Source organism: Pantoea sp. SM3640, assembly GCF_015654165.1.
Taxonomy (GTDB): Bacteria; Pseudomonadota; Gammaproteobacteria; order Enterobacterales; family Enterobacteriaceae; genus Pantoea; species Pantoea vagans.
In genome coordinates this window covers 2,377,528-2,398,118 of record NZ_CP064872.1, presented here as the reverse complement: position 1 = coordinate 2,398,118, position 20,591 = coordinate 2,377,528, and the positions used below count along the sequence as shown (strand labels likewise).

The 20,591-nt window shown below is 59.5% G+C and carries 23 protein-coding genes; 21 read left to right on the top strand and 2 right to left on the bottom strand.

The window, feature by feature from the left end; genetic code table 11:
• Nucleotides 1-109: 109 nt before the first annotated feature.
• Nucleotides 110-517: a DUF2000 domain-containing protein gene (locus IV493_RS11150; protein ID WP_195857149.1), complete on the bottom strand. Its 408-nt coding sequence runs from the start codon at nt 515-517 to the stop codon at nt 110-112.
• A gap of 41 nt (nt 518-558) precedes the next feature.
• Entirely contained in the window at nt 559-1,407 is an 849-nt protein-coding gene (locus IV493_RS11145; protein WP_147788417.1) for an AraC family transcriptional regulator, read from the bottom strand.
• Between the two features lie 145 nt (nt 1,408-1,552).
• On the opposite strand from IV493_RS11145, the gene IV493_RS11140 reads away from it, so the two are divergent.
• The 21 genes from IV493_RS11140 (at nt 1,553) to IV493_RS11040 (ending at nt 20,470) form a co-directional block, all read left to right on the top strand.
• Entirely contained in the window at nt 1,553-1,984 is a 432-nt protein-coding gene (locus IV493_RS11140; protein ID WP_013357394.1) for a MarR family winged helix-turn-helix transcriptional regulator, read from the top strand.
• Nucleotides 1,985-1,986: 2 nt separating this feature from the next.
• Nucleotides 1,987-3,672 (top strand): MFS transporter, encoded by a 1,686-nt coding sequence (locus IV493_RS11135; protein WP_013357395.1) that lies wholly within the window; start codon nt 1,987-1,989, stop codon nt 3,670-3,672.
• Nucleotides 3,669-4,763, top strand: a complete 1,095-nt coding sequence (locus tag IV493_RS11130) for an HlyD family secretion protein (RefSeq protein WP_013357396.1) — start codon at nt 3,669-3,671, stop codon at nt 4,761-4,763. Before IV493_RS11135 ends, IV493_RS11130 begins: the two co-directional genes overlap by 4 nt.
• Entirely contained in the window at nt 4,760-6,142 is a 1,383-nt protein-coding gene (locus IV493_RS11125; protein ID WP_195857148.1) for an efflux transporter outer membrane subunit, read from the top strand. The genes IV493_RS11130 and IV493_RS11125 overlap by 4 nt, the downstream gene beginning before the upstream one ends.
• Nucleotides 6,143-6,411: 269 nt before the next feature.
• Nucleotides 6,412-6,798 carry a hypothetical protein gene (locus IV493_RS11120; RefSeq protein WP_033782581.1) on the top strand — a complete coding sequence of 129 codons (387 nt, stop codon included), beginning with the start codon at nt 6,412-6,414 and terminating at the stop codon, nt 6,796-6,798.
• 229 nt (nt 6,799-7,027) lie between these two features.
• Nucleotides 7,028-7,759 carry a beta-ketoacyl synthase chain length factor gene (locus IV493_RS11115; protein ID WP_195857147.1) on the top strand — a complete coding sequence of 244 codons (732 nt, stop codon included), beginning with the start codon at nt 7,028-7,030 and terminating at the stop codon, nt 7,757-7,759.
• Complete coding sequence (locus IV493_RS11110; protein ID WP_195857146.1) at nt 7,752-8,552, top strand: 1-acyl-sn-glycerol-3-phosphate acyltransferase; 801 nt, start codon at nt 7,752-7,754, stop codon at nt 8,550-8,552. The genes IV493_RS11115 and IV493_RS11110 overlap by 8 nt, the downstream gene beginning before the upstream one ends.
• 13 nt (nt 8,553-8,565) lie before the next feature.
• A complete protein-coding gene (locus IV493_RS11105; RefSeq protein WP_195857145.1) occupies nt 8,566-8,823 on the top strand; it encodes a phosphopantetheine-binding protein in 258 nt (85 codons plus the stop codon).
• Nucleotides 8,824-8,839: 16 nt separating this feature from the next.
• Nucleotides 8,840-9,094 (top strand): acyl carrier protein, encoded by a 255-nt coding sequence (locus IV493_RS11100; protein ID WP_195857144.1) that lies wholly within the window; start codon nt 8,840-8,842, stop codon nt 9,092-9,094.
• A gap of 6 nt (nt 9,095-9,100) precedes the next feature.
• On the top strand, nt 9,101-9,664 hold the full coding sequence (locus IV493_RS11095) for a hypothetical protein (RefSeq protein WP_013357402.1): 564 nt from the start codon (nt 9,101-9,103) through the stop codon (nt 9,662-9,664).
• The gene (locus IV493_RS11090; protein ID WP_195858181.1) at nt 9,661-10,980 is read left to right on the top strand and encodes an AMP-binding protein; all 1,320 of its coding nucleotides are present in this window, start codon (nt 9,661-9,663) and stop codon (nt 10,978-10,980) included. Before IV493_RS11095 ends, IV493_RS11090 begins: the two co-directional genes overlap by 4 nt.
• Nucleotides 10,967-11,314, top strand: a complete 348-nt coding sequence (locus tag IV493_RS11085) for a 3-hydroxyacyl-ACP dehydratase FabZ family protein (protein ID WP_095707404.1) — start codon at nt 10,967-10,969, stop codon at nt 11,312-11,314. Before IV493_RS11090 ends, IV493_RS11085 begins: the two co-directional genes overlap by 14 nt.
• Complete coding sequence (locus tag IV493_RS11080; protein ID WP_095707403.1) at nt 11,308-13,017, top strand: glycosyltransferase; 1,710 nt, start codon at nt 11,308-11,310, stop codon at nt 13,015-13,017. Before IV493_RS11085 ends, IV493_RS11080 begins: the two co-directional genes overlap by 7 nt.
• Entirely contained in the window at nt 13,010-13,423 is a 414-nt protein-coding gene (locus IV493_RS11075; protein WP_110331675.1) for a thioesterase family protein, read from the top strand. The genes IV493_RS11080 and IV493_RS11075 overlap by 8 nt, the downstream gene beginning before the upstream one ends.
• Complete coding sequence (locus IV493_RS11070; RefSeq protein ID WP_195857143.1) at nt 13,417-14,025, top strand: outer membrane lipoprotein carrier protein LolA; 609 nt, start codon at nt 13,417-13,419, stop codon at nt 14,023-14,025. The genes IV493_RS11075 and IV493_RS11070 overlap by 7 nt, the downstream gene beginning before the upstream one ends.
• Complete coding sequence (locus IV493_RS11065) at nt 14,012-16,318, top strand: MMPL family transporter (protein WP_195857142.1); 2,307 nt, start codon at nt 14,012-14,014, stop codon at nt 16,316-16,318. Before IV493_RS11070 ends, IV493_RS11065 begins: the two co-directional genes overlap by 14 nt.
• The gene (locus tag IV493_RS11060) at nt 16,315-16,887 is read left to right on the top strand and encodes a DUF3261 domain-containing protein (RefSeq protein WP_013357409.1); all 573 of its coding nucleotides are present in this window, start codon (nt 16,315-16,317) and stop codon (nt 16,885-16,887) included. Before IV493_RS11065 ends, IV493_RS11060 begins: the two co-directional genes overlap by 4 nt.
• The gene (locus IV493_RS11055) at nt 16,884-18,044 is read left to right on the top strand and encodes a beta-ketoacyl-[acyl-carrier-protein] synthase family protein (RefSeq protein ID WP_095707400.1); all 1,161 of its coding nucleotides are present in this window, start codon (nt 16,884-16,886) and stop codon (nt 18,042-18,044) included. Before IV493_RS11060 ends, IV493_RS11055 begins: the two co-directional genes overlap by 4 nt.
• Complete coding sequence (locus IV493_RS11050; RefSeq protein ID WP_033782599.1) at nt 18,034-18,510, top strand: hotdog family protein; 477 nt, start codon at nt 18,034-18,036, stop codon at nt 18,508-18,510. Before IV493_RS11055 ends, IV493_RS11050 begins: the two co-directional genes overlap by 11 nt.
• The gene (locus IV493_RS11045) at nt 18,507-19,238 is read left to right on the top strand and encodes a 3-ketoacyl-ACP reductase FabG2 (RefSeq protein WP_033782600.1); all 732 of its coding nucleotides are present in this window, start codon (nt 18,507-18,509) and stop codon (nt 19,236-19,238) included. The genes IV493_RS11050 and IV493_RS11045 overlap by 4 nt, the downstream gene beginning before the upstream one ends.
• Nucleotides 19,235-20,470, top strand: a complete 1,236-nt coding sequence (locus IV493_RS11040; protein WP_187266171.1) for a beta-ketoacyl-ACP synthase — start codon at nt 19,235-19,237, stop codon at nt 20,468-20,470. Before IV493_RS11045 ends, IV493_RS11040 begins: the two co-directional genes overlap by 4 nt.
• Nucleotides 20,471-20,591: the final 121 nt, after the last annotated feature.

The window sequence follows — 20,591 nt, the reverse complement described above, 5'->3', positions numbered from 1 at the left end:
ATAAGGATTAATCCGAACCCAAATCTGTACAAATAACCTATACAAACGATGGGTTCGGCTGATGAAACGCAGGAGCAAGGGAAGTTTCAGCCTGCTTCCCGCTGAAAAACTAACTGAAAAGCGGCAGTTTTGCCGTCAGTTTGCGCAGCGCTTTCTTATCGCCGACGATAGCCAGCCCCAGCAGACGCCACTGCTGTCGGGGTTGTTGCCGCAGTACGTCACCCAGCGCCTGATAATCGGTGGTACTCTGGCCTGCTTCCGGAAACAGCACCAGATCGTACTCTGCCTGTTCGCACTGTTCCCGCAAAACATCCAGCTCCTGGCCGGAGGCAGCCAGCACCGGAATGCCGGTAGTAATCAAACCGGGTGAGGGGTATTTCTCTGCATCCTCCAGCGCGTCACCAACCAATGTCGGATGGCGCTGTCCCAGGGTTAAGGCGATCACGGCGGCGGCGTTGGTCGCTTTGCCTGGCGGCAGAGCGGCATTAAGTATCATCACACATCGTTTGTCCTGCATTGCGCTTCTCCTGACGAAAAAAACGCATTGTGGCAAGTGACTCAGCCTGGGTCTGGAAGATTTGTGCAGGCGTGCTGATAACGGGCGGGGGAGAGCTGGCAGGCGCGCTTAAACCAGCGGCCCAGATGACTCTGATCGGCGAAACCCAGCGCAGCGGCCACATCGGCGACAGGCTGGCCCTGCGCCAGCAGGCGTCGTGCCTGGCTCAGTCGCCACTGCACCAGCCAGGCGTGGGGCGGCAAACCCCAGTGCGTCTGAAACAGGCGCGACAGCCGGAAGCGATCTGTCTGAAGATGCTGTGCCATCTGTGCCAGACCGGGATTATCCGCATGATGGGCAATCAGCCAGTCACGCGCCTGCAGCGCCAGCCGGGCATCTCTGTCTGTGTGCTGCGCGGGCAGGGACCACTGCTGGTGCGGGGTGAGCTGACTCAGCATCCTATCCATCGCTGCCTCTTTGATGATGGCAGGATGGTTGTGCCACAGCGCATCAAATGCATGCCAGACGGCATACGCCAGCGGGCGGTCATCGCGCAGCGTGGCGGCAAACCGCAGCTCACGCGGTGAGGGCGCATCAGCCTGCTCAGGGGCGCGGTGGCGGGCAATCTGCTGTGGCGAAAGATAGAGCATCCGATAGGTAAAACCGCTGTCGTTGATGGCATCACCATCATGCAGCTCCTCCGGCTCAAGCATAAAGACCGTTCCGGGACGACTCTGATGCTGTTTGCGTCGCGAATGAAACTGCTGTACACCTTGCTCGGTCACGCCAATCAGGTAACTGTCGTGCCAGTGCGGGTCATAGGCGTGGCCGGTAAAATGGGCGCGCAGGGCCTCGATACCACTCACGGCGTCGCGACGCAGATCGACCCAGTTTGCTGATGCCTGTTTCATGTTATCCGGCTCCCGGTTACGGCCTCTGGACATTCTGACGTGATCCACTAATTTTTAACAGACCGGACGCTTTTCAATCGTGTTTCGCTTTGCGTATAATAACGCTTCCACTCAATTAGATGTCTTACTATTAGGCTGCTAACATTTGTCTCAGCATACCCGTACCTTTACCCATTTACTGCATCTGACCGCCCATGCCTGGCGGCTGGCGGTGGATCGCCACCTCAAAGATAGCGGCTTAAGCATGAGCAGCTGGATGGCCATCGGGCTGATTGCCAGTGAACCGCAACGCATGACTCAGACCGAACTGGCGCAGCTGCTGGGACTGGAAGATGCCAGCATGGTGCCGCTGGTGGATCGGCTGGTCAAACAGTCACTGCTGACGCGGGTACAGCCGCCGGAAGATCGCCGCAAACGTCACCTGGTGCTGACAGAAAAGGGCAACGAAGCGTTTGCTAAAGTGAAAACCGAAGCTGATGCACTCCGTACTGAAATGCTGGCCGATATCGATCCGCAGGATCTGGCCGTCACCGAGCGCGTACTGCAACAACTGCTGAGCCGCATGGGAAGTATGTAGCAGTGGCAAAGCGAAATCCCTACGCTGCACGCGAGTGGTTGCCGCATGAAAAACCGATGCTGCCGGGTTCGCCCTCGACCCCGCTGCATCCGATGCCAAAACGTCTGGCGTTTGGCCTGATCGGCTTACTGATCTCGCTGACTGGTGCGCTGAGTAATGCGCTGGTCACGGCGAACCTGGTTAATCTGCAGGGCACCTTTGGGGCCTGGTCGAACGAGATTGCCTGGCTGCCTGCGGTCTACGTGATGGGCAATATCTCCATTAACCTGCTGCTGGTGAAGTTCCGTCAGCAGTTTGGCCTGCGTGTCTTTACCGAAGCGTTTCTGGTGCTCTATGTGCTGGTGGCGTTCTTTCATCTGTTCGCCAACGATTTAAGCTCTGCGATCGTTGTGCGCACGGCCCACGGCATGGTAGCTGCAGCACTCAGCTCGCTGGGTATCTACTATCAGGTACAGGCCTGGCCTGCGAAACACAGGCTGAAAGCGCTGGTGATAGGGCTGACGGCCTCGCAGCTGGCTATCCCGCTGGCCCGCTTATTCTCGTCGGAATTACTGCAGCTTAATGAGTGGCGCGGTCTCTATCTGTTTGAACTCGGTCTGGCGCTGATTGCGCTCGGTGGAGTCCTGCTGGTGAAACTGCCTCCGGGCGATCGCATCAAAACGTTTGAGAAGATGGACTTCGTCACCTTTATCCTGCTGGCGCCCGGCATGGCGCTGTTGTGCGGTGTACTGACGCTGGGCCGTATTGAGTGGTGGTTTACCACGCCCTGGCTCGGTATCTGTACCGCGATTGCCCTGACGCTGATTGTCGCGGCCATGGTCATTGAACATAACCGGCGCAACCCGCTGATTAATACTCGCTGGCTCAGCAGCGGCATGATGGTGCGGCTGGGCATTGTGATGATCATGATCCGTATTGTGCTGGCGGAACAGAACACCGGTGCGGTTGGCTTTCTGCAGCAGATCGGCCTGCAGAACGATCAGATGCGCGGTCTGGCGCTGGCGATCATGGCCGGGGTTGTTGTGGGCATCGCTGCCAGTGCGCTGACCATCAAGCCCGCGCATCTTAACTGGCCGATTGTCGCCTCGCTGGTGGTGATGATTATCGCCTCGCTGATGGATGCGCAATCCAGTCCGCTGACCCGTGGCCCCGAGATGTATTTCAGCCAGTTTCTGCTGGGCTTCAGCAGCGCATTTTTCATGGCACCCGCCATGCTGATGGGCATTGGCAGCGTGGTCACGCAGCCGAAAAATCTGGTGAGCTTTGTGGTGCTGTTTGGCATGAGCCAGAATCTGGGCGGGTTGATCGGCTCGGCGATTCTGGGAACGTTTCAGGTCTGGCGGGAAAAATATCACTCCAGCCTGCTGGGCGATCAGCTCTCACTGCTCGATCCCAACGTTACCGAGCGGCTCAGCCAGTACAACGCGCTGTTTAATTCGCTGGTGGGTGACGACGTTCTGCGCGGTGCGCAGAGCACCAGCCAGTTACAGACGGTTGCCACGCTGCAGGCCAACGTGCTCGCTTATAACGACACCTACCTGTTAACTGCCGCGCTTGCCCTGGTCACGCTGATGTGGGTGATCTGGCGTTTAACCCGACGTCGCTATCTTGACTGGCGTCAGGCGCAATTTAACCTGCGTGAGCAGCAACAGCTGGCCGCGTTACAGGAATCAACGGAGAAACAATGAGTCATCAGGATGATCTTCAGGCGGCGGAACGCGAGCGCGCCAATCGCCGCCGTATTCTTTCTATTGCCGCAGGCAGCGGCATTGTGGTGATTGGCGTACTGGTTATTCTCTACGCCTGGCAACTCTGGCCCTTCACCAGCGCCATACAAAGTACCGAAAACGCCTATGTGCGCGGTCAGGTAACCTTTATCAGTCCGCAGGTTAATGGCTATCTCACTTCGGTAGAGGTGATTGACCTGCAGCCGGTGAAAAAAGGGCAGCTGCTGATGACGATTGACGACCGTATCTATCGCCAGCGGGTGCATCAGGCGCAGGCGCAGCTGGCGATGAAGCAGGCGGCACTTAACAATAATCTGCAGCAGCGGCGCAGCGCAGAAGCGACGATTCAGAGCAATAAAGCGGCGCTGGAGAATGCCAAAGCCCAGGCGCTGAAAAGCGGCTTTGATCTGAAGCGCGTTGAAAATCTTACGGCGGATGGATCGCTGTCGGTGCGCGAGCGTGACGCCGCCCGCGCTGCAAATGCCCAGGCCCAGGCGCAGGTGCGTCAGGCGGCGGCGCAGATCGCTGTCGCCGAACAGAATCTGCAAACCGTCATCGTTAACCGCGACGCGCTGGAAGGCGATGTCGACAGCGCCCGCGCTGCGCTGGAGCTGGCAGAGATCGATCTGGCGAATACCCGTATTACTGCGCCCGACGATGGCCAGCTTGGTCAGCTGTCGGTTCGCACCGGTGCTTATGTCACGGCCGGTACGCGCCTGACCTCGGTGGTACCCAATCACAAATGGATCATCGCGAACCTGAAAGAGACCCAGTTGGCCAATATTCGGCCCGGCCTGCCGGTGACTATTCGGGTCGATGCGCTGGATGGCAAACGCTTTAACGGGCAGGTGGAATTTATCTCGCCGGCCGCAGGCTCGGAGTTCAGCGCCATTTCGCCTGATAACGCTACCGGCAACTTCGTTAAAATCGCACAGCGTATTCCGGTTCGCATCCGCATCAACGATCAGGATATGCATCAGTTGCGTCCGGGTATGTCGGTCGAAGTAAATATCGACACCGCCGCCCAGCCCGCTGCTGAGGGCGCACCATGAGGGTTCGTTTACTGATCGGTGTGATGGCGCTGCTGCTGACAGGCTGTGCCACCCAGGTTGAAAAGGCACCGTCCTCTCTGCCGATCCCCGACGCGTGGCGTAATAGTGTCGGTCCTTCTGCCGCACCGGAGGCGGCGTGGTGGCGCGCGTTTCATGATGAATATCTCAACCGGCTGGTGACCCAGGCGCTACGCAATAATCCCGATATTCTCACGGCACGATCCCGGGTCGATCAGTATCGCGCACAGCTGCGCGCCACGCAGGGCGATAACTTTCCGACGCTGAGCGCCGGGGTGGCTGCGACCCGCGAGCGCACGCTCTCTTCAGTGACGGGCCAGCCGTATGAAACCGATGTTTTCCAGGGCTTACTACAGGCGAACTATGAGGTCGATCTCTGGGGAGCGCGCAGCAGTAGCATTTCGGCGGCACAGGCGACCTTAGCGGCGCAGCAGGCTGCCGCGTCTGCCGCCGAGCTGACCATCGCCAGTTCGGTGGCGTCAGGATATCTCAACCTCTGCGCGCTGGATGAACAGCTGCGGGTGACGGAGGCGACACTGGCGACCCGCAACAACTCCCTGAAGCTGGCACAGCGTCAGTTTGAAACCGGCTACACCTCCAGACTGGAGTGGATGCAGGCGGCCTCGGAATATCAGTCAGCCAGAGCGCAGATGCCGCAGCTGCAGCATCAAATCACCCAGCAGGAAAATGCGCTGAGCATTCTGGTGGGCATGAATCCGCGCAGCATCGCCCGTCATCAGCAGTTCGACCAGATCTTACCGCAGCAGATGCCGTCACTGTTACCCTCAGAGCTGCTCAATCGCCGTCCGGACATTGTGCAGGCACAGCGTCAGTTACTGGCCGCAGATGCGAGCCTGGCATCGTCGCGGGCGAAGCTGTTGCCAGGGCTGAATCTCACCGCCACCGGCACCCTGCAGAGTTCGGTGTTGCATCAGCTGGCGGATGACCCGTTCCGGCTGTGGAGCGTCGGCGGCAGCATTCTGGCGCCGCTGCTGAACCGTGAAGCGCTGACGGCGCAGGTGGATGTCTCCATGGCGACGCGCAATCAGGCACTTTATGGCTATGAAAAAGTGGTACGCAACGCCTTCGCGGAAGTCAGCGATGCCATCGATGCCATCAGACGGGGTGAGGAACAGCTCCAGGAGCTGCAAAAGCAGGAAGCCTATGTAACGGAGGCGCTGCGCATTGCCCGCAGTCGCTATCAGAACGGCTACGCTTCTTATCTGGATGAACTGGATGCGCAGCGAACCCTGTTCTCAACTCAGCTCAATCGGGTGACGGTCAAAAATAACCTGCTGCTGGCGCAAATCGATCTCTACCGCGCGCTGGGCGGTGGCTGGACACCGGCCTCCACACCGTAATTGCCTGGTCCGATCCAGCCGCAGCCAGAGTTTCTGCGGCCAGGATCGGCCTCTGCGCTGTGGCTATGACTGCGCATCTTACCCCGCTTTAATCCCCCAAATAACCACTAAAAACCCATGCATACTTCTGCTTACCTGTCTTTACATTCGATGGTATCATGCGCGGGTTTTAAGCCAGCCAGACGGAAAAGCGCACGAAAAGTTCAGGCTGCGCACGGCAAGTTATTCACATAAATAATTGATATAAATAACAAAAGAAGGGATTCATCATGAATAAAAATACATTTTTTACATTAGTCGTCGCTGCTGTGTTATTAACCGGCTGCGCGCGTACGGCACCGATTCATAACGTGAATCAGACACTGACTCAGCGCTACACCGATAACCAGATGAAACTGGCGATCATTGAAGCGGGCATTGGCCGTAAATGGGTGATGACGCCTGTTTCTCCTGGCGTGATCAATGGCCGTCTGGCCCAGCGTGATTTCGTGGCGACCATTCGCATTACCTATACCAGCCAGAACTACCGCATCGATTATGTCAGCAGTGAAAACCTGAAAGCGGGACAGGGTGAGATCCACAATAACTACAACCGCTGGATTGCCAATCTCGATCAGGATATTCAGTTACGACTCTCGGCCATGGCCGCTCAGTAATGCGTGCGCTGTCGCAATGATTTGCTAACAGACGATCGGAGCATAAAGATCGCCGGCATCCGGCCGACAAATCAGATGAGCTGCTATTGCTGAACCACCAAATAAACCTCTACCGTGAATCCCCGATGCGGGATCGGCAGAAGATTTCCGGTACGCACTTTTTTGCTGAGGGCAGGGGTGACGATCCGATGAACGCCGACTCCACACGTATGACGAAAAGAGTGTTGAGATGAAGCTCACTTACTCACTGGTCGACTGGCAGGCTCTGGCTCCGGGATTACACGGGCGCGAGGCCTGGCAGAACTGGGCACAACAGGGCATGGCTATCGACCCGACTGAGGTGATGGCAAAGCCGCAATTTTTACCGATGATGACAGCACGTCGTCTGAGCGGGGGCAGTCGTGCGGCAGTAGAGTGCGGGCTGGCGCTGCTGGCGCGTCAGCAGGTTGACGCGATCGTGTTTACCAGTCGTCACGGTGAACTGGAGCGTAATCTGCGTATTCTCACCACCCTGGCGAATCAGCAGGCCATGTCCCCCACGGATTTCGCCATGTCGGTTCACAACTCGGCGGTCGGCAGTCTGACCATTGCGGCAAAAGCGCCACTGGTCTCCACCTCAATTGCGGCTGGCATAGACTCTTTTCAGCAGGGGCTGATTGAAGTCAGTGCTCTGCATCAGTCGGGTTATCAGCAGGTACTGCTGGTCGATTTTGACGGCATCGTGCCTGATTATTATCTGCCGTGGCTGTCGGAACAGTGCGTGAATGTCCCCTATGCGGTGGCGCTGCTGCTGCGTGCGGGCGAAGAGCTGCACTGTACGGGCCGCGCCGGAAAAGAGGAGCGCGCAGAACCGCGGTTGCCGCAGAGCCTGCATTTTCTGCAGCAGTGGCTGGCGGAATCGACCACCTTCAGCCTGCCAGGCGAACGCCTGACATGGCACTGGGAGAGAAATCATGGCTGATTGTTCACAACCGGCGTTGTTCGCGGGCAGTCGCGTTAACTACTGCTGGCGGCTAATGATGACGGCGGTGAGTTTTACGCTGTTTGGCCTTGGCGGGTTGCTGCTGTCACTGATTGGCTTCAATCTGCTGCTGCTGGTTCAGCGTGATTCGCTGCGCCGCCGTCAACTGGCCCGACGCGCTATCGCCTTCAGCTTTCGCTGCTTTCTGCGGTTCTGCCGGATAACCGGGGTCTACGACTACCGCATTGAAGGGGCAGAGCAGCTGCAACAGGATCGCGGTTGCCTGATTGTCGCTAATCATCCGTCACTGATCGACTACGTGATGATCGCCTCGGTACTACCAGAGATGGATTGTCTGGTCAAAGCCGATTTGCAAAAGAACCCCTTTATGCGTGGGGTGATCCGCGCCGCCGACTATCTGATCAATAGTGAAGCAGAGACGCTGCTGCCGGACAGTCAGCAGCGACTGGCGCGCGGCGACAACATCCTGATCTTTCCGGAAGGTACCCGTACCCGCTATGGTCAGCCGCTGACGCTGCAGCGTGGGGCCGCCAATATCGCGGTGCGTGCCGGATGCGATCTGCGCGTGGTTCACATCACCTGCAGCCAGCGGATGCTCGATAAACAGAGCCGCTGGTATCAGATTCCGCCGGTTAAACCGCTGTTTACCGTGCGAGTACAAACGCGAATCGACAGTCAGTCGTTTTGTGAAAGCAATTCCGATGCGCAGCCGCTGGCCGCGCGTCGCCTGACCCGCCATTTAGAGCAGGCGCTGGTCCCCCAGAACAGGTAAGACGAAAACCGGTATGGATTCATTAATTAACGATATCAAACAGATGATTATCGACACGCTGAACCTTGAAGATCTTAGCCCCGATGATATAGAGACCGACGCGGCGCTGTTTGGCGACGGACTGGGGCTGGACTCCATTGATGCACTGGAACTTGGCCTGGCAGTGAAAAATCGCTATGGCGTGGCACTTTCTGCGGAGAGTGAAACCCTGCGTGCCCACTTCTTCTCTGTTGCGACGCTGGCAGCGTTCATCAACCAACAGCGCGGCTGAAAGCGGAGACAACCTTATGATGAACAAACAAGAGATTTATCAGGAAGTGGCTTCGCTGCTCACCAGCCTGTTTGAAATTGCCCCTGAGGATATCCATCCTGAGGCACGGCTCTATGAAGATCTTGAACTCGACAGCATTGATGCCGTCGATATGGTGGTTCACCTGCAAAAACGTACCGGCCGTAAAATTAAGCCGGAAACCTTCCGCACGGTGCGTACCGTCCAGAACGTGGTGGATGCAGTAGAACAACTGATGCGCGAAGACGCCTGATCCCCTGTGCCTGCTGCCACTCTTCGTCTGCTCAATCTGCTTACGCTGCTGACCTGGCCACTGCTGGTCTGGCTGGCACTGACTCAGTCGCACTGGCAGGGGCTGTTCTGGCTGCTGGCGCTGCTGTTTAGTCTGCGCTGGCTGCAGCTGCGTCGTCAGCAGAATGCTATGGGCGCGGTCATGGGCTGGCTGGCGCTACTCGGCGCGCTGCTCTGTGTCAGCAGCCAGCTGTTACGCGCTCAGCATCTGCTGCTCTGGTATCCGGTGGCGGTTAATCTGGCGATGCTGCTGGTGTTTGGCGCCTCACTCTGGAGTGCGATGCCGCTGGTGGAACGCATTGCCCGGTTACGCGAGCCTGAGCTGCCTGCTGCCGCGATACTTTATACCCGCCGCGTGACTCAAATATGGTGTCTGTTTTTCATCGGCAACGGCAGCATGGCGCTGTTTACCTGTCTGAATGGCGATCTGCGGCTCTGGACGCTGTGGAACGGCGGCATCAGCTATCTGCTCATCGCCGCGCTGATGGGGGCTGAATGGCTGATTCGTCAGCGCGTGAGGCGGAAAGCATGAGGGTGGCTGACTGGCTGACAGGAGATGAGCGCGAGGTCGCCTGGCGCGGCGATCAACCGCTGATGCTCAGCACGATGTATCGTCAGGTGCTGGCACTCAGCCAGCGCTTAGCGGCACAGCCGGGCAGGCACTGGGCGCTCTGTTTCGATGACAGTTACCGGTTTTGTGTCGCCCTACTGGCATGCTGGTACGCCGGTAAAACGCCGGTGATGCCGGGACACAGCCGTGCCGCGCTGCTGGATGAGATGGCTGATCGGCTGGATGGCGTACTGTGTGACATGCCGCTGGCGGTCAGTCTTCCGCTGCTGGCGAGTGACGACGCAGAAGCGCAGGGGCAGTTACCGCCGCTGCCGGCACGTTCAGCGCTGGTGCTCTTCACTTCGGGATCCACCGGCGCGCCGCGTCAGGTGGTGAAGTCGCTGGCGGTGATGGAGCAGGAGAGCCAGTGGCTGCGCAACCTGTGGGGCGAGCAGTTGCGAGGATGCCGGTTTATCGCTTCGGTCAGCCATCAGCATCTCTACGGTCTATCGTTCCGGATTTTTTTGCCGATGATGCTCAGGCTGCCGTTTTCCGCTCAGCCACTGTTTTACGGCGAACAGCTGGCTCAGCTTCCGCGCGACTGTCGTTATGCGTTTATCAGCAGCCCGGCCTTTTTATCGCGGCTGGACAGCGGGCTTGTCGCGCCCGCCTGTGAACTGATTGTCTCTGCCGGTGGCGTACTGCGCGGTGCCGATGCGGAACAGGTCTGGCAGCGTTTTGGCTGTCCGGTCAGTGAAATCTATGGCAGCACCGAAACCGGCACGCTGGCCTGGCGTCGGTGTGATAGAACCAACGCGCCGTGGCGCTGCTTCCCGGCAGTCAGGCTGGAGCAGGTGACGCCCGATCGCTGGCAGGTCTGGTCGCCACTGATTGCGGGTGAATGCGGCCTTCCGCTTGACGATCGGTTGAATATGCAGCTGGACGGCGGATTCCAGCTGGCAGGACGTCACGATCGCATCGTAAAAATCGGCGATAAGCGCATCTCGTTAAGTGAAGTGGAGCGACGTCTGACCGACCTGCCGGAGATAGACGATGCTGCGGCGCTGGTGGTCACGCGTCATGAGCGTCAGGCGATTGGCGTTGTGTTGTCGCTGAACAGCACGCTGGACGAAGCAGCATTGCCTCAGCGCAGACAGCAGTGGAAGTGCCAGCTGCAGCGCTGGCTGGAACCGCTGGCGATGCCGCGCTACTGGCGTGTTGTCGCTACCATTCCGGTTACCCCCCAAAGTAAACGCGCCTGGCCGCAAATAGAGGAACTTTTCCATGTTGCCGATTGAACGCAGCCGGGAGCTGCAGGCGGACAGCGTGACGCTGACCCTGCAGATTGAAGCCGGACTGTTCTGGTTCCAGGGCCATTTCGCGACCCTGCCGATTCTGCCTGGTGTGGCACAGCTCGACTGGGTCATGCACTACGGGATATTGCTGCTTGCGCCCGGAAAACAGTTTGCCGCCATTGAAAACATCAAATTTCAGCAGCCGGTCACACCCGACTCTCTGTTACAGCTCCATCTTGACTGGGACGCTGAAAAGTCGCGTCTGAGCTTCCGTTACAGCCTGCTGAGTGACAACGGCGAGCAGAGTGCCAGCAGCGGGAAGATTGCGCTGTGTTAAACACCGCATTTTCGCCCTGCGTGGTGATCCCCTGCTACAACCACGGCGCAATGATGGCGTCGGTGCTGGCGCGGCTGGCTCCCTTTAATCTGCCGGTGATCGTGGTGGATGACGGAAGCGATGCCGCCACCCAGCTTCAGCTGGCGACGCTGCACGCTCCGCAGCTCAGCCTGCTGCGGCTCGACAGTAATCAGGGCAAAGGCGCGGCAGTGATCCACGGCCTGCGGGCCGCGGCGGCACGTGGTTTCACTCATGCAGTGCAGCTCGACGCGGACGGCCAGCATCAGGCAGAAGATCTGCCGCTGATGCTGGCAGAAGCTGAACGTTATCCCGATGCGCTGATTTCCGGTCAGCCGCTGTATGACGACTCGATCCCCAAATCACGCCTTTATGGTCGCTACATCACGCATTTCTGGGTCTGGATTGAAACGCTGTCGCTGTCGATCCGCGACAGCATGTGCGGCTTCCGCGTCTATCCGCTGGCCGCGACGCTGGCGCTGTGCGATCGCCGTGCTATCGGCCAGCGCATGGATTTCGACACCGAAATTATGGTGCGACTCTACTGGCAGGGCATCCACAGTCGCTTTATCCCGACCCGCGTAACCTATCCCGCCAGCGGGCTGTCTCACTTCGATGCACTCTATGACAACCTGCGCATCTCCTGGATGCACACCCGGCTCTTCTTTGGCATGCTGCCGCGCATTCCCCGGTTGCTGACGATGCGTAAACCGCCAGCGCACTGGTCAGTGGAAACAGAACGGCGCGGACAGTGGGGATTACGCTTTATGCTGGCGGTCTATCGTTATGGCGGCCGACTGCCTTTTACGCTGCTGCTCTGGCCGGTGGTGGCGATTTACTGGCTGAGCGGTCAGCGCGCACGCACGGCCTCCCGGCAGTGGCTGGCGCAGGTGACGGCCGCCGCACAGCAGCGGCAGGTAGCGTTACCGCCCCGGCTTAACAGCTATCGCCATTTCCTGCGCTTTGCCGGGGCGATGCTGGATAAAGTGGCCAGCTGGCGCGGCGATCTGCGCTGGGGACGAGATATCGATTTTGCGCCGGGCGCGGAAGCGGTAATCCGCGCGCCTGCGGGTCAGGGCAAGCTGATTCTTGCTTCTCATCTTGGCGACATTGAAGCCTGTCGCGCCATGGCGCAGCAGGTTAGCGGGCTGGTGATTAACGCGCTGGTGTTTACCGACAACGCCCGGCGTTTTCGGGCGGTGCTGGAAACCATCGCCCCACAGGCGGGCGTCAATCTGATGCCGGTCAGCGATATCGGCCCGGAGACGGCGATCCTGCTGCAGCAGAAGCTGGATGCAGGTGAATGGGTGGCGATTGTCGGGGATCGCACGGCGGTGAATCCGCAGCGCGGTGGCGAGCGACGGGTGATCTGGAGCGACTTTCTGGGTCGTGCTGCCCCGTTTCCTCAGGGGCCGTTTGTGCTGGCGGCCGCATTGCGCTGTCCGGTGCTGCTGATGTTCGCCCTGCAGCAACAGGGTAAGCTGCGCATTCACTGTGAGCCGTTTGCCGATCCGCTGCTGTTGCCACGTGCGCAGCGTCAGCAGGCGCTGCAACAGGCGGTCGATCACTACGCGGAACGGCTGGCCCATTATGCGCTGCTGGCACCGCTCGACTGGTTCAACTTTTTCGATTTCTGGACGCTGCCTGAGCAACAGGCGCACCACAAGGAGTCTGACCATGACTGAACATCATGCTGAAGTCGTGCTGACCGTCTCATTCCACGACTGCGACCCGATGGGCGTGGTCTGGCACGGTAACTATTTCCGCTTTTTCGAAGTGGCGCGCGAAGCCCTGCTGCGCAGCATTAATTACAGCTATGCCGAAATGGCCGCCAGCGGCTACGTCTGGCCGGTGGTCGATACCCGGGTCAAATATCGTCAGCCCCTGCGCTGCGAAGAGACGATTCGCGTCAGCGCACGGATTACTGAATATGAGAACCGCCTGCGCATCGACTATGAAGTGCGCAACGCTGCCGATCAGATCACGACCAAAGCGCATACCCTACAGGTAGCGGTGGAGAAGGAAAGTCAGGCGTTATGCTTTGTATCGCCCGACATTTTACTGGAACGTTTAGGAGTGAAAGGATGCTGAAAATAGTGCTTACCAGCCTGTTGCTGTGGGCCGGTGCCGCCAGTGCGGTCACACTGGATCAGCTTCAACAGCGTTTTTCCAGCCAGCCGGTGATCCGGGCAGACTTCACCCAGACGCGCACCATCGCAGGCATGCGTCAGCCGCTGGTGTCGCACGGAGAGATGCTAATCGCCCGCGAACAGGGATTGTGGTGGCATCAACAGACGCCGTTTGTGATGACCCTGCTGCTGGATGATAAACGAATGGTGCAGAGCCTCAGCGGTCAGAAGCCGCAGGTGATCACCGCCGACAGTAATCCGCAGATGTTCCAGTTCAACCATCTGCTGCGGGCGCTGTTCCGGGCCGATCAGAAGGTGCTGAATGAGAACTTCAGCGTGGCCTTCAGCGATCGTGGCAATGGCGCCTGGACGCTGGAACTGACGCCGAAAGCCGCGCCGCTCAACAAAATCTTCAACCGTATCTCGCTGGCGGGCAGCACCTTCCTGGATAGTATCAACCTGGACGATAAGCAGGGCGATAAGACGCAGATTCAGCTCAGCAACACCCGTATTGAACCGCCACAGTTAAGCGACGAGGAGCAGGCGCGTTTTGCGGGGCCGTAATGATCGGCTGCTGGCCATTCTGTGGCTGGCCCTCTGCCTGCTGCTGGCCGCCGCGCTCGCTTTTCTGTTGCCGCGCAGTCAGCTCAACAGCAGCGTGCTGGCGCTTCTGCCGCAGCAGAATCTGGGCGCGGCACCGCCTGCGCTGCAGCAGGGCTTTATGCAGCGGCTGGATCGCCAGATGGTGTGGCTGGTTTCACCCGGTGAGCAGGACGATCCCCAGGTCGCCGCCTGGTGGCTGGCTCAGCTGCGCGCGTTGCCTGATCTGAAACAGGTGCAGGGCGATCTTGATGGACAACAGCAGCAGCAGTGGGGCCGCTTTGCCTGGCAACACCGTAACGGCCTGATTGATGAGGCGACGCGCAGCCGGTTGCAGAACGGCGGCGAAGCGCAGGCCGACTGGCTGCTGGCGCAGCTCTTCTCGGCCTTCTCGGGCGTCAGCAGCAAAGAGTTGCAAGGCGATCCTTTGATGCTGGTGCGCGGTTCGCAGCTGGCGCTGGCCCAGAACGCTGGGCGGATGACGCTGCATGATGGCTGGCTGACCGTAAAAAATGAGCAGGGTCAGCAGTGGTATTTTCTGCATGGCGAGCTGGCAAATAACGCCTTCAGTATGCAGCAAAGTCATGCGCTGGTGACCCGGCTCAGCGCGCTGGAACAGCAGCTTAAAAGCCGCTGGCCGCAGGCGAAACTGCTGACGCGGGGCACGGTGCTGTTCAGCGACAACGCCAGTCAGCGTGCTCAGCATGATGTCAAAACGCTGGGCAGTGTGACGCTGGCTGGCGTCGTCCTGCTGGTGCTGCTGGTCTTCCGCTCACTGCGTCCGCTGCTGCTGACGGTGACCTCCGTGGCCATTGGCGCAATGGCGGGCACGGTGATGACGCTGCTTTGCTTCGGCGAGCTACATCTGATGACGCTGGTGATGAGCCTGAGTATTGTCGGCATCTCGGCAGATTACACACTCTATTATCTCACCGAGCGCATGGTGCACGGCGATCAGCAGACACCGTGGCAGAGCCTGCGTAAAGTGCGTGGCACGCTGCTGCTGGCGCTCGCGACCACGGCCATTGCCTGGTTGCTGATGCTGCTGGCGCCGTTTCCGGGGCTGCGTCAGCTGGCGGTGTTTGCCGCCAGCGGCTTAACCGCCTCCTGCCTGACGGTGATTCTGATCTATCCGTGGCTGGTTCCTGGATTACCGGTGCGTCCGGTGCCGCTGATGGTGCCCCTGGCCCGCTGGCTTGCTGCCTGGCGTCGTCAGCGTGGGCTGCGTGTCGGATTACCCGTATTGATGGCTATCTTCGCCGTGTCCGGGATTGCTCAGCTAAAAGTGGATGATGACATCGCGCATCTGCAAAGTGCGCCTGCGCAGCTGCTGGAGCAGGATCGCCAGCTGGCAACCCTGACCGGCCAGCGCGCCGATCAGACCTGGTTTGTGGTCTGGGGCGATGATGCACAGCAGACGCTGCAGCGGCTGGAAAAACTGGCACCGGACCTGCACCAGGCGCAGCAGCAGGGCTGGTTGCAGCGCTATCGTCTGCTGCCGCTGTCGTCACTGGCGCAGCAACAGCAGGATCTGCAGTTGCTGCAGCAGGCCGCTCCAACGATTACGGCTCGCGTGCAGCAGGCGGGGATAGCGCTGGCCGCGCCGGATCTGACCCCGATGCCGGTGACGCCAGAGGCCTGGCTGGCGAGTCCGCTGAGTGAAGGCTGGCGACTGTTGTGGCTGACGCTGCCGGACGGGCAGAGTGGCATTCTGATCCCCACCAGCGGCGTCAAAAACAGCGCCGCACTCGCAGAGCTGGCTAAGCAGCATCCGGGCATCAGCTGGATCGATCGCAAAGCGAGTTACGATTCGCTGTTCAGCTTCTGGCGGACGTTACTGAGCGGATTACTGGCGCTGGCGCTGCTACTGATTACCCTGAGTTTTGTCGTGCGGCTGGGATTAAAGGCGGGCTTACGCAGCTCGCTGCCGTCGCTGCTGTCGCTGGCGATGGCGCTGGCCACGCTGGGCTGGATCGGTGCATCGCTCAACCTGTTCGCGCTGCTGGCGCTGATTCTGGTGCTGGGCATCGGAATTAACTACACGCTATTTTTCAGCAACCCACAGGGGACGCCGCTGACCTCGCTGCTGGCGGTATCGCTGGCGATGATAACCACCTTACTGACGCTGGGAATGCTGGTCTTCAGCAGCACCAGCGCGATTGCCAGTTTTGGCACCGTATTATGCAGCGGCATCTTCAGCGCGTTCCTGCTGTCGCCGCTGGCGATGCGACCCACCCGATCAAGGAGTAAACGATGATCCGCGCCGCCTTTATTCTGCTGACGGCTCTGCTGCTCAGCGCCTGTGCCGGCCATGCACCCGACAGCAGCCGTCCCTCTGCCTGGCTGAAACCAGGCGTGAAAGTGACGCTGCCACCGCCGGGCATCCGTCCGGCCTTCCAGCAGCAGCAGTTGCTGACCGGGCAGGTTAAAGGTCAGAGTCAGTCACTGCTGGTACTGCTCAGCGCCGATGAACAGCAAATCGATCTGGCCGGGCTCTCTTCGGTGGGTATCCGCCTGTTCAGCCTGCGCTACGATGCCAGCGGTATTCACACTCAGCAGCTGATGCCGCTGCCGCACATGCCACCCGCCAGTCAGGTGCTGGCGGACATCATGCTCAGCTACTGGCCGCTGGAGGTGTGGCAAAAACAGCTGCCGCCAGGCTGGACGCTGCAGGATCAGGGGTTAAAGCGCCTGCTGATCGATGCCGATAACCAACTGGTGACCGAAATTGATTATCTGCAACGCGGTAATCAGCGCCAGCCGATCAGCATTCAGCAGCATGCCTTTGGCTATCAGATCCGCATTCAACATCTGGACGCCTCATGATCTACATCTCTGCCATCGGCATGCTGAATGCCCTGGGTAATGACAGTCAGCATATTGCGGCCAGCCTGAAAAAAGGTGAGGCACCCGGCATGCAACTGCGTCATGGCTGGCTGAGCGGTGATCGTACCTGCTGGCTCGGCAGGGTTGACGGCGAATTGCCCCCGATCCCGGTCGCCCTGAGTGCGCACAACACCCGTAATAATCAGCTGCTGCTTGCCGCGCTGGCGCAGATCCGCCCGGCACTTGATGCGGCGATTACGCGCTATGGTGCCAGCAGAGTGGCGATTGTGCTGGGGACCAGCACCTCGGGCGTGGATGAGGGCGATCAGCAGATTTGCGGTAGCCAGCCGGATTATCACTACCAGATGCAGGAGCTGGGCGATCCTTCCCGTTTTCTGGCTCACTATCTGCATCTGGATGGCCCGGCCTATACCATTTCCACCGCCTGTTCCTCCAGTGCCCGCGCCATTATCAGCGGCCAGCGGCTGATCGCGGCAGGGCTGGTGGATGTGGCGCTGGTGGGCGGTGCGGACTCGCTAAGCCGGATGCCGATTAACGGCTTCGACAGTCTGGAATCGCTGTCGGAACGCCGCTGCGCCCCGTTCAGCCGCGATCGCGACGGCATCTCGATTGGCGAAGGGGCCGCGCTAATGCTGCTGACGCGCGAACCGCAGCCGCTGGCGCTGCTGGGCGTCGGCGAATCTTCTGACGCCTGGCACATGTCTGCGCCCCATCCGCAGGGTGAGGGCGCTGAACGGGCGATGCGCATGGCGCTGCAACAGGCGAATCTGTTGCCGCAGCAGGTGGGTTATATCAATCTGCACGGCACAGCGACGCCGCTGAACGATCAAATGGAAGCCGCCGTGATAGCGCGTCTGTCTGGCAATGCAGTGCCGTGCAGTTCGACCAAACATCTGACCGGCCATACGCTCGGTGCGGCGGGCGTATGCGAAGCCGCACTCAGTGCGCTGATCCTGCAGGAAAATCTGCCGCTGCCCGCGCAGGATTTCAGTGAGGCGGCGCAGGATGAGACACTGCCGGATTGCGGCTTGCTGTTACAGCCACAGGCGCTGCAACGGCCGGTCATCGCCTCTAATTCATTCGCCTTTGGCGGTAACAACACCTGTCTGATTCTGGGGCGACCTGATAATGATTAACTCTCCCGCGGCGCTCTGGCTGCCGCACGCTGCACCGATGCTGCTGCTTGATCAACTGATTGCCGTCGATGATGAGCAGGTTCACTGTCAGGTTTCGACCTGCGCTGGTGGCTTACTGGCACCGTTCCTGACGCCACAGGGTGAACTGCCCGCCTGGTTTGGCGTGGAGATGATGGCGCAAACTGTGGGCGTCTGGTCGGGCTGGCATGCAAAGCAGGGCGGTGCAACCCTGATCCCACCCGGTATGCTGCTGGGCGGACGCGGCTGGCGGGCAGAGCATCCCCGGTTTCCCGCTAATGTCACGCTGGATATCCGGATGACGCTGCTGATGCGCGACGACCGCATGGGCAGCTTTGAAGGCGACATTCGTTATGGCACGCAGCGGCTTGCCAGCGGCCGTCTGAATACTTATCAACCCAATGAAGCAGAGTTACAGCAATTAATGTCACAAGGAAATCAGCCATGACAGATTCAGTATTGGTCACGGGCGCCAGTAAAGGCATAGGCCGCGCAATAGCGCTGCGTCTCGCTCAGGATGGCTATCAGGTTATCGTACATTTCAACCGCGATCGCGATGGTGCTGAGCAGTGCCTCCAACAGATCGAGACTGCAGGCGGCAGTGGACGGGTGCTGGGATTTGATGTTGCTGACCGGACGGCAACCCGCGCCGCGCTGGAGGCGGACATTGCGCAACACGGTGCCTACTATGGCGTGGTGAGCAATGCCGGTATCAGCCGTGATGCAGCCTTTCCCGCGCTGACGGATCAGGAGTGGGACAGCGTAATCCATACCAATCTCGACAGCTTTTACAACGTGATCCAGCCCTGCGTGATGCCGATGATCGGCCTGCGACGCGGTGGCCGCATTATCACGCTCTCTTCGGTATCCGGGATGATGGGCAATCGCGGCCAGGTCAACTACAGTGCGGCGAAAGCAGGCATTATTGGTGCCACCAAGGCGCTGGCGATTGAACTGGCTAAACGTAAAATCACGGTTAACTGCATCGCGCCGGGGCTGATCGACACCGGCATGGAAGGGCTGGAGCCGCAGGTGATTGAAGAGGCGATGAAGATCGTGCCGATGAAGCGCATGGGTGCGGCTGAAGAGGTCGCCGGGCTGGCGAGCTATCTGATGTCCGATATCGCCGGTTACGTGACGCGTCAGGTGATTTCGATTAATGGAGGCATGCTGTGATCCAGCGGGTCGTCGTAACCGGCATGGGCGGCGTGACCGCCTTTGGGGAGTCCTGGGCTGAGATCTCGGCACGCATCCGTGCTGGCCGCAATGCGGTACGTTTTATGCCGGAGTGGCAGGTTTATGACGGACTGCATACTCTGCTGGCCGCGCCCGTGGATGATTTTGTGCTGCCTGCGCACTACACCCGCAAGCGTATCCGCGCCATGGGCCGTGTTTCGCTGCTGGCAACGCGCGCGACCGAGCTGGCACTGACTCAGGCGGGCCTGATTGATCATCCGGTGCTGACCAGTGGAGAAACGGGTATCGCCTACGGTTCGTCGACCGGCAGCACCGGGCCGGTCAGCGAGTTCGCCACCATGCTGACGGAAAAGCACACTAACAATATTACCGGCACCACCTATGTGCAGATGATGCCGCATACCGCTGCCGTTAATGCCGGGCTGTTTTTCGGCCTGCGCGGCCGGGTGATCCCGACCTCCAGCGCCTGCACCTCTGGCAGTCAGGCGATTGGCTATGCCTGGGAAGCGATTCGTCACGGCTATCAGACGGTGATGGTGGCGGGGGGAGCCGAAGAACTCTGTCCGTCGGAAGCCGCAGTGTTCGATACGCTGTTTGCCACCAGCCAGCGTAACGACGCTCCCCACACCACGCCCGCGCCTTTTGATCAGCAGCGCGATGGTCTGGTGATTGGTGAAGGGGCAGGCACGCTGATTCTGGAGTCGCTGGAACATGCTCAGGCGCGCGGCGCCACCATTTACGCCGAGCTCACCGGTTTTCACACCAACTGTGACGCGGCCCATATCACGCAGCCGCAGCGGGAAACCATGCAGATTTGCATCGAGCGGGCATTACAGAGTGCAGGAATTACAGCGTCAGAGGTGGGCTACGTGAATGCGCACGGCACAGCCACTGAGCGCGGTGATATGGCCGAAAGTCTGGCGACTGCGGCGGTATTTGGCGAAACCACGCCCATTTCTTCATTGAAATCCTATTTTGGTCATACGCTGGGTGCCTGTGGGGCGCTGGAAGCCTGGATGAGCATTGAGATGATGCGCGAAGGGTGGTTTGCGCCAACCCTGAACCTGACACAACCCACCGCCGACGGTGGTCAGCTGGATTACATCATGGGTAAGCCTCGAGAGCTGGAGACCGACTATATCCAGAGCAACAATTTTGCCTTTGGTGGAATTAATACCTCACTGATCTTCAGGCGCTGGCGCGGCGTCTGATCTCAGGCCCGTGCTGCACTGGCACGGGCCGGTTTATCTTTCAGAAGAAAAAACCGGACGATAATCAGCCTTTGATTTACACTGTCACCCGCCGCATCACTGTCGGCGATCCCTATTTTTC

Excerpts from the sequence above, each read along its gene's own strand:
- IV493_RS11150 (WP_195857149.1), bottom strand. The coding sequence starts at position 517 with ATGCAGGACAAACGATGTGTGATGATACTTAATGCCGCTCTGCCGCCA.
- IV493_RS11145 (WP_147788417.1), bottom strand. The coding sequence starts at position 1,407 with ATGAAACAGGCATCAGCAAACTGGGTCGATCTGCGTCGCGACGCCGTG.
- IV493_RS11130 (WP_013357396.1), top strand. The coding sequence starts at position 3,669 with ATGAGTCATCAGGATGATCTTCAGGCGGCGGAACGCGAGCGCGCCAAT.
- IV493_RS11125 (WP_195857148.1), top strand. The coding sequence starts at position 4,760 with ATGAGGGTTCGTTTACTGATCGGTGTGATGGCGCTGCTGCTGACAGGC.
- IV493_RS11120 (WP_033782581.1), top strand. The coding sequence starts at position 6,412 with ATGAATAAAAATACATTTTTTACATTAGTCGTCGCTGCTGTGTTATTA.
- IV493_RS11115 (WP_195857147.1), top strand. The coding sequence starts at position 7,028 with ATGAAGCTCACTTACTCACTGGTCGACTGGCAGGCTCTGGCTCCGGGA.
- IV493_RS11110 (WP_195857146.1), top strand. The coding sequence starts at position 7,752 with ATGGCTGATTGTTCACAACCGGCGTTGTTCGCGGGCAGTCGCGTTAAC.
- IV493_RS11105 (WP_195857145.1), top strand. The coding sequence starts at position 8,566 with ATGGATTCATTAATTAACGATATCAAACAGATGATTATCGACACGCTG.
- IV493_RS11100 (WP_195857144.1), top strand. The coding sequence starts at position 8,840 with ATGATGAACAAACAAGAGATTTATCAGGAAGTGGCTTCGCTGCTCACC.
- IV493_RS11090 (WP_195858181.1), top strand. The coding sequence starts at position 9,661 with ATGAGGGTGGCTGACTGGCTGACAGGAGATGAGCGCGAGGTCGCCTGG.
- IV493_RS11085 (WP_095707404.1), top strand. The coding sequence starts at position 10,967 with ATGTTGCCGATTGAACGCAGCCGGGAGCTGCAGGCGGACAGCGTGACG.
- IV493_RS11075 (WP_110331675.1), top strand. The coding sequence starts at position 13,010 with ATGACTGAACATCATGCTGAAGTCGTGCTGACCGTCTCATTCCACGAC.
- IV493_RS11070 (WP_195857143.1), top strand. The coding sequence starts at position 13,417 with ATGCTGAAAATAGTGCTTACCAGCCTGTTGCTGTGGGCCGGTGCCGCC.
- IV493_RS11060 (WP_013357409.1), top strand. The coding sequence starts at position 16,315 with ATGATCCGCGCCGCCTTTATTCTGCTGACGGCTCTGCTGCTCAGCGCC.
- IV493_RS11055 (WP_095707400.1), top strand. The coding sequence starts at position 16,884 with ATGATCTACATCTCTGCCATCGGCATGCTGAATGCCCTGGGTAATGAC.
- IV493_RS11045 (WP_033782600.1), top strand. The coding sequence starts at position 18,507 with ATGACAGATTCAGTATTGGTCACGGGCGCCAGTAAAGGCATAGGCCGC.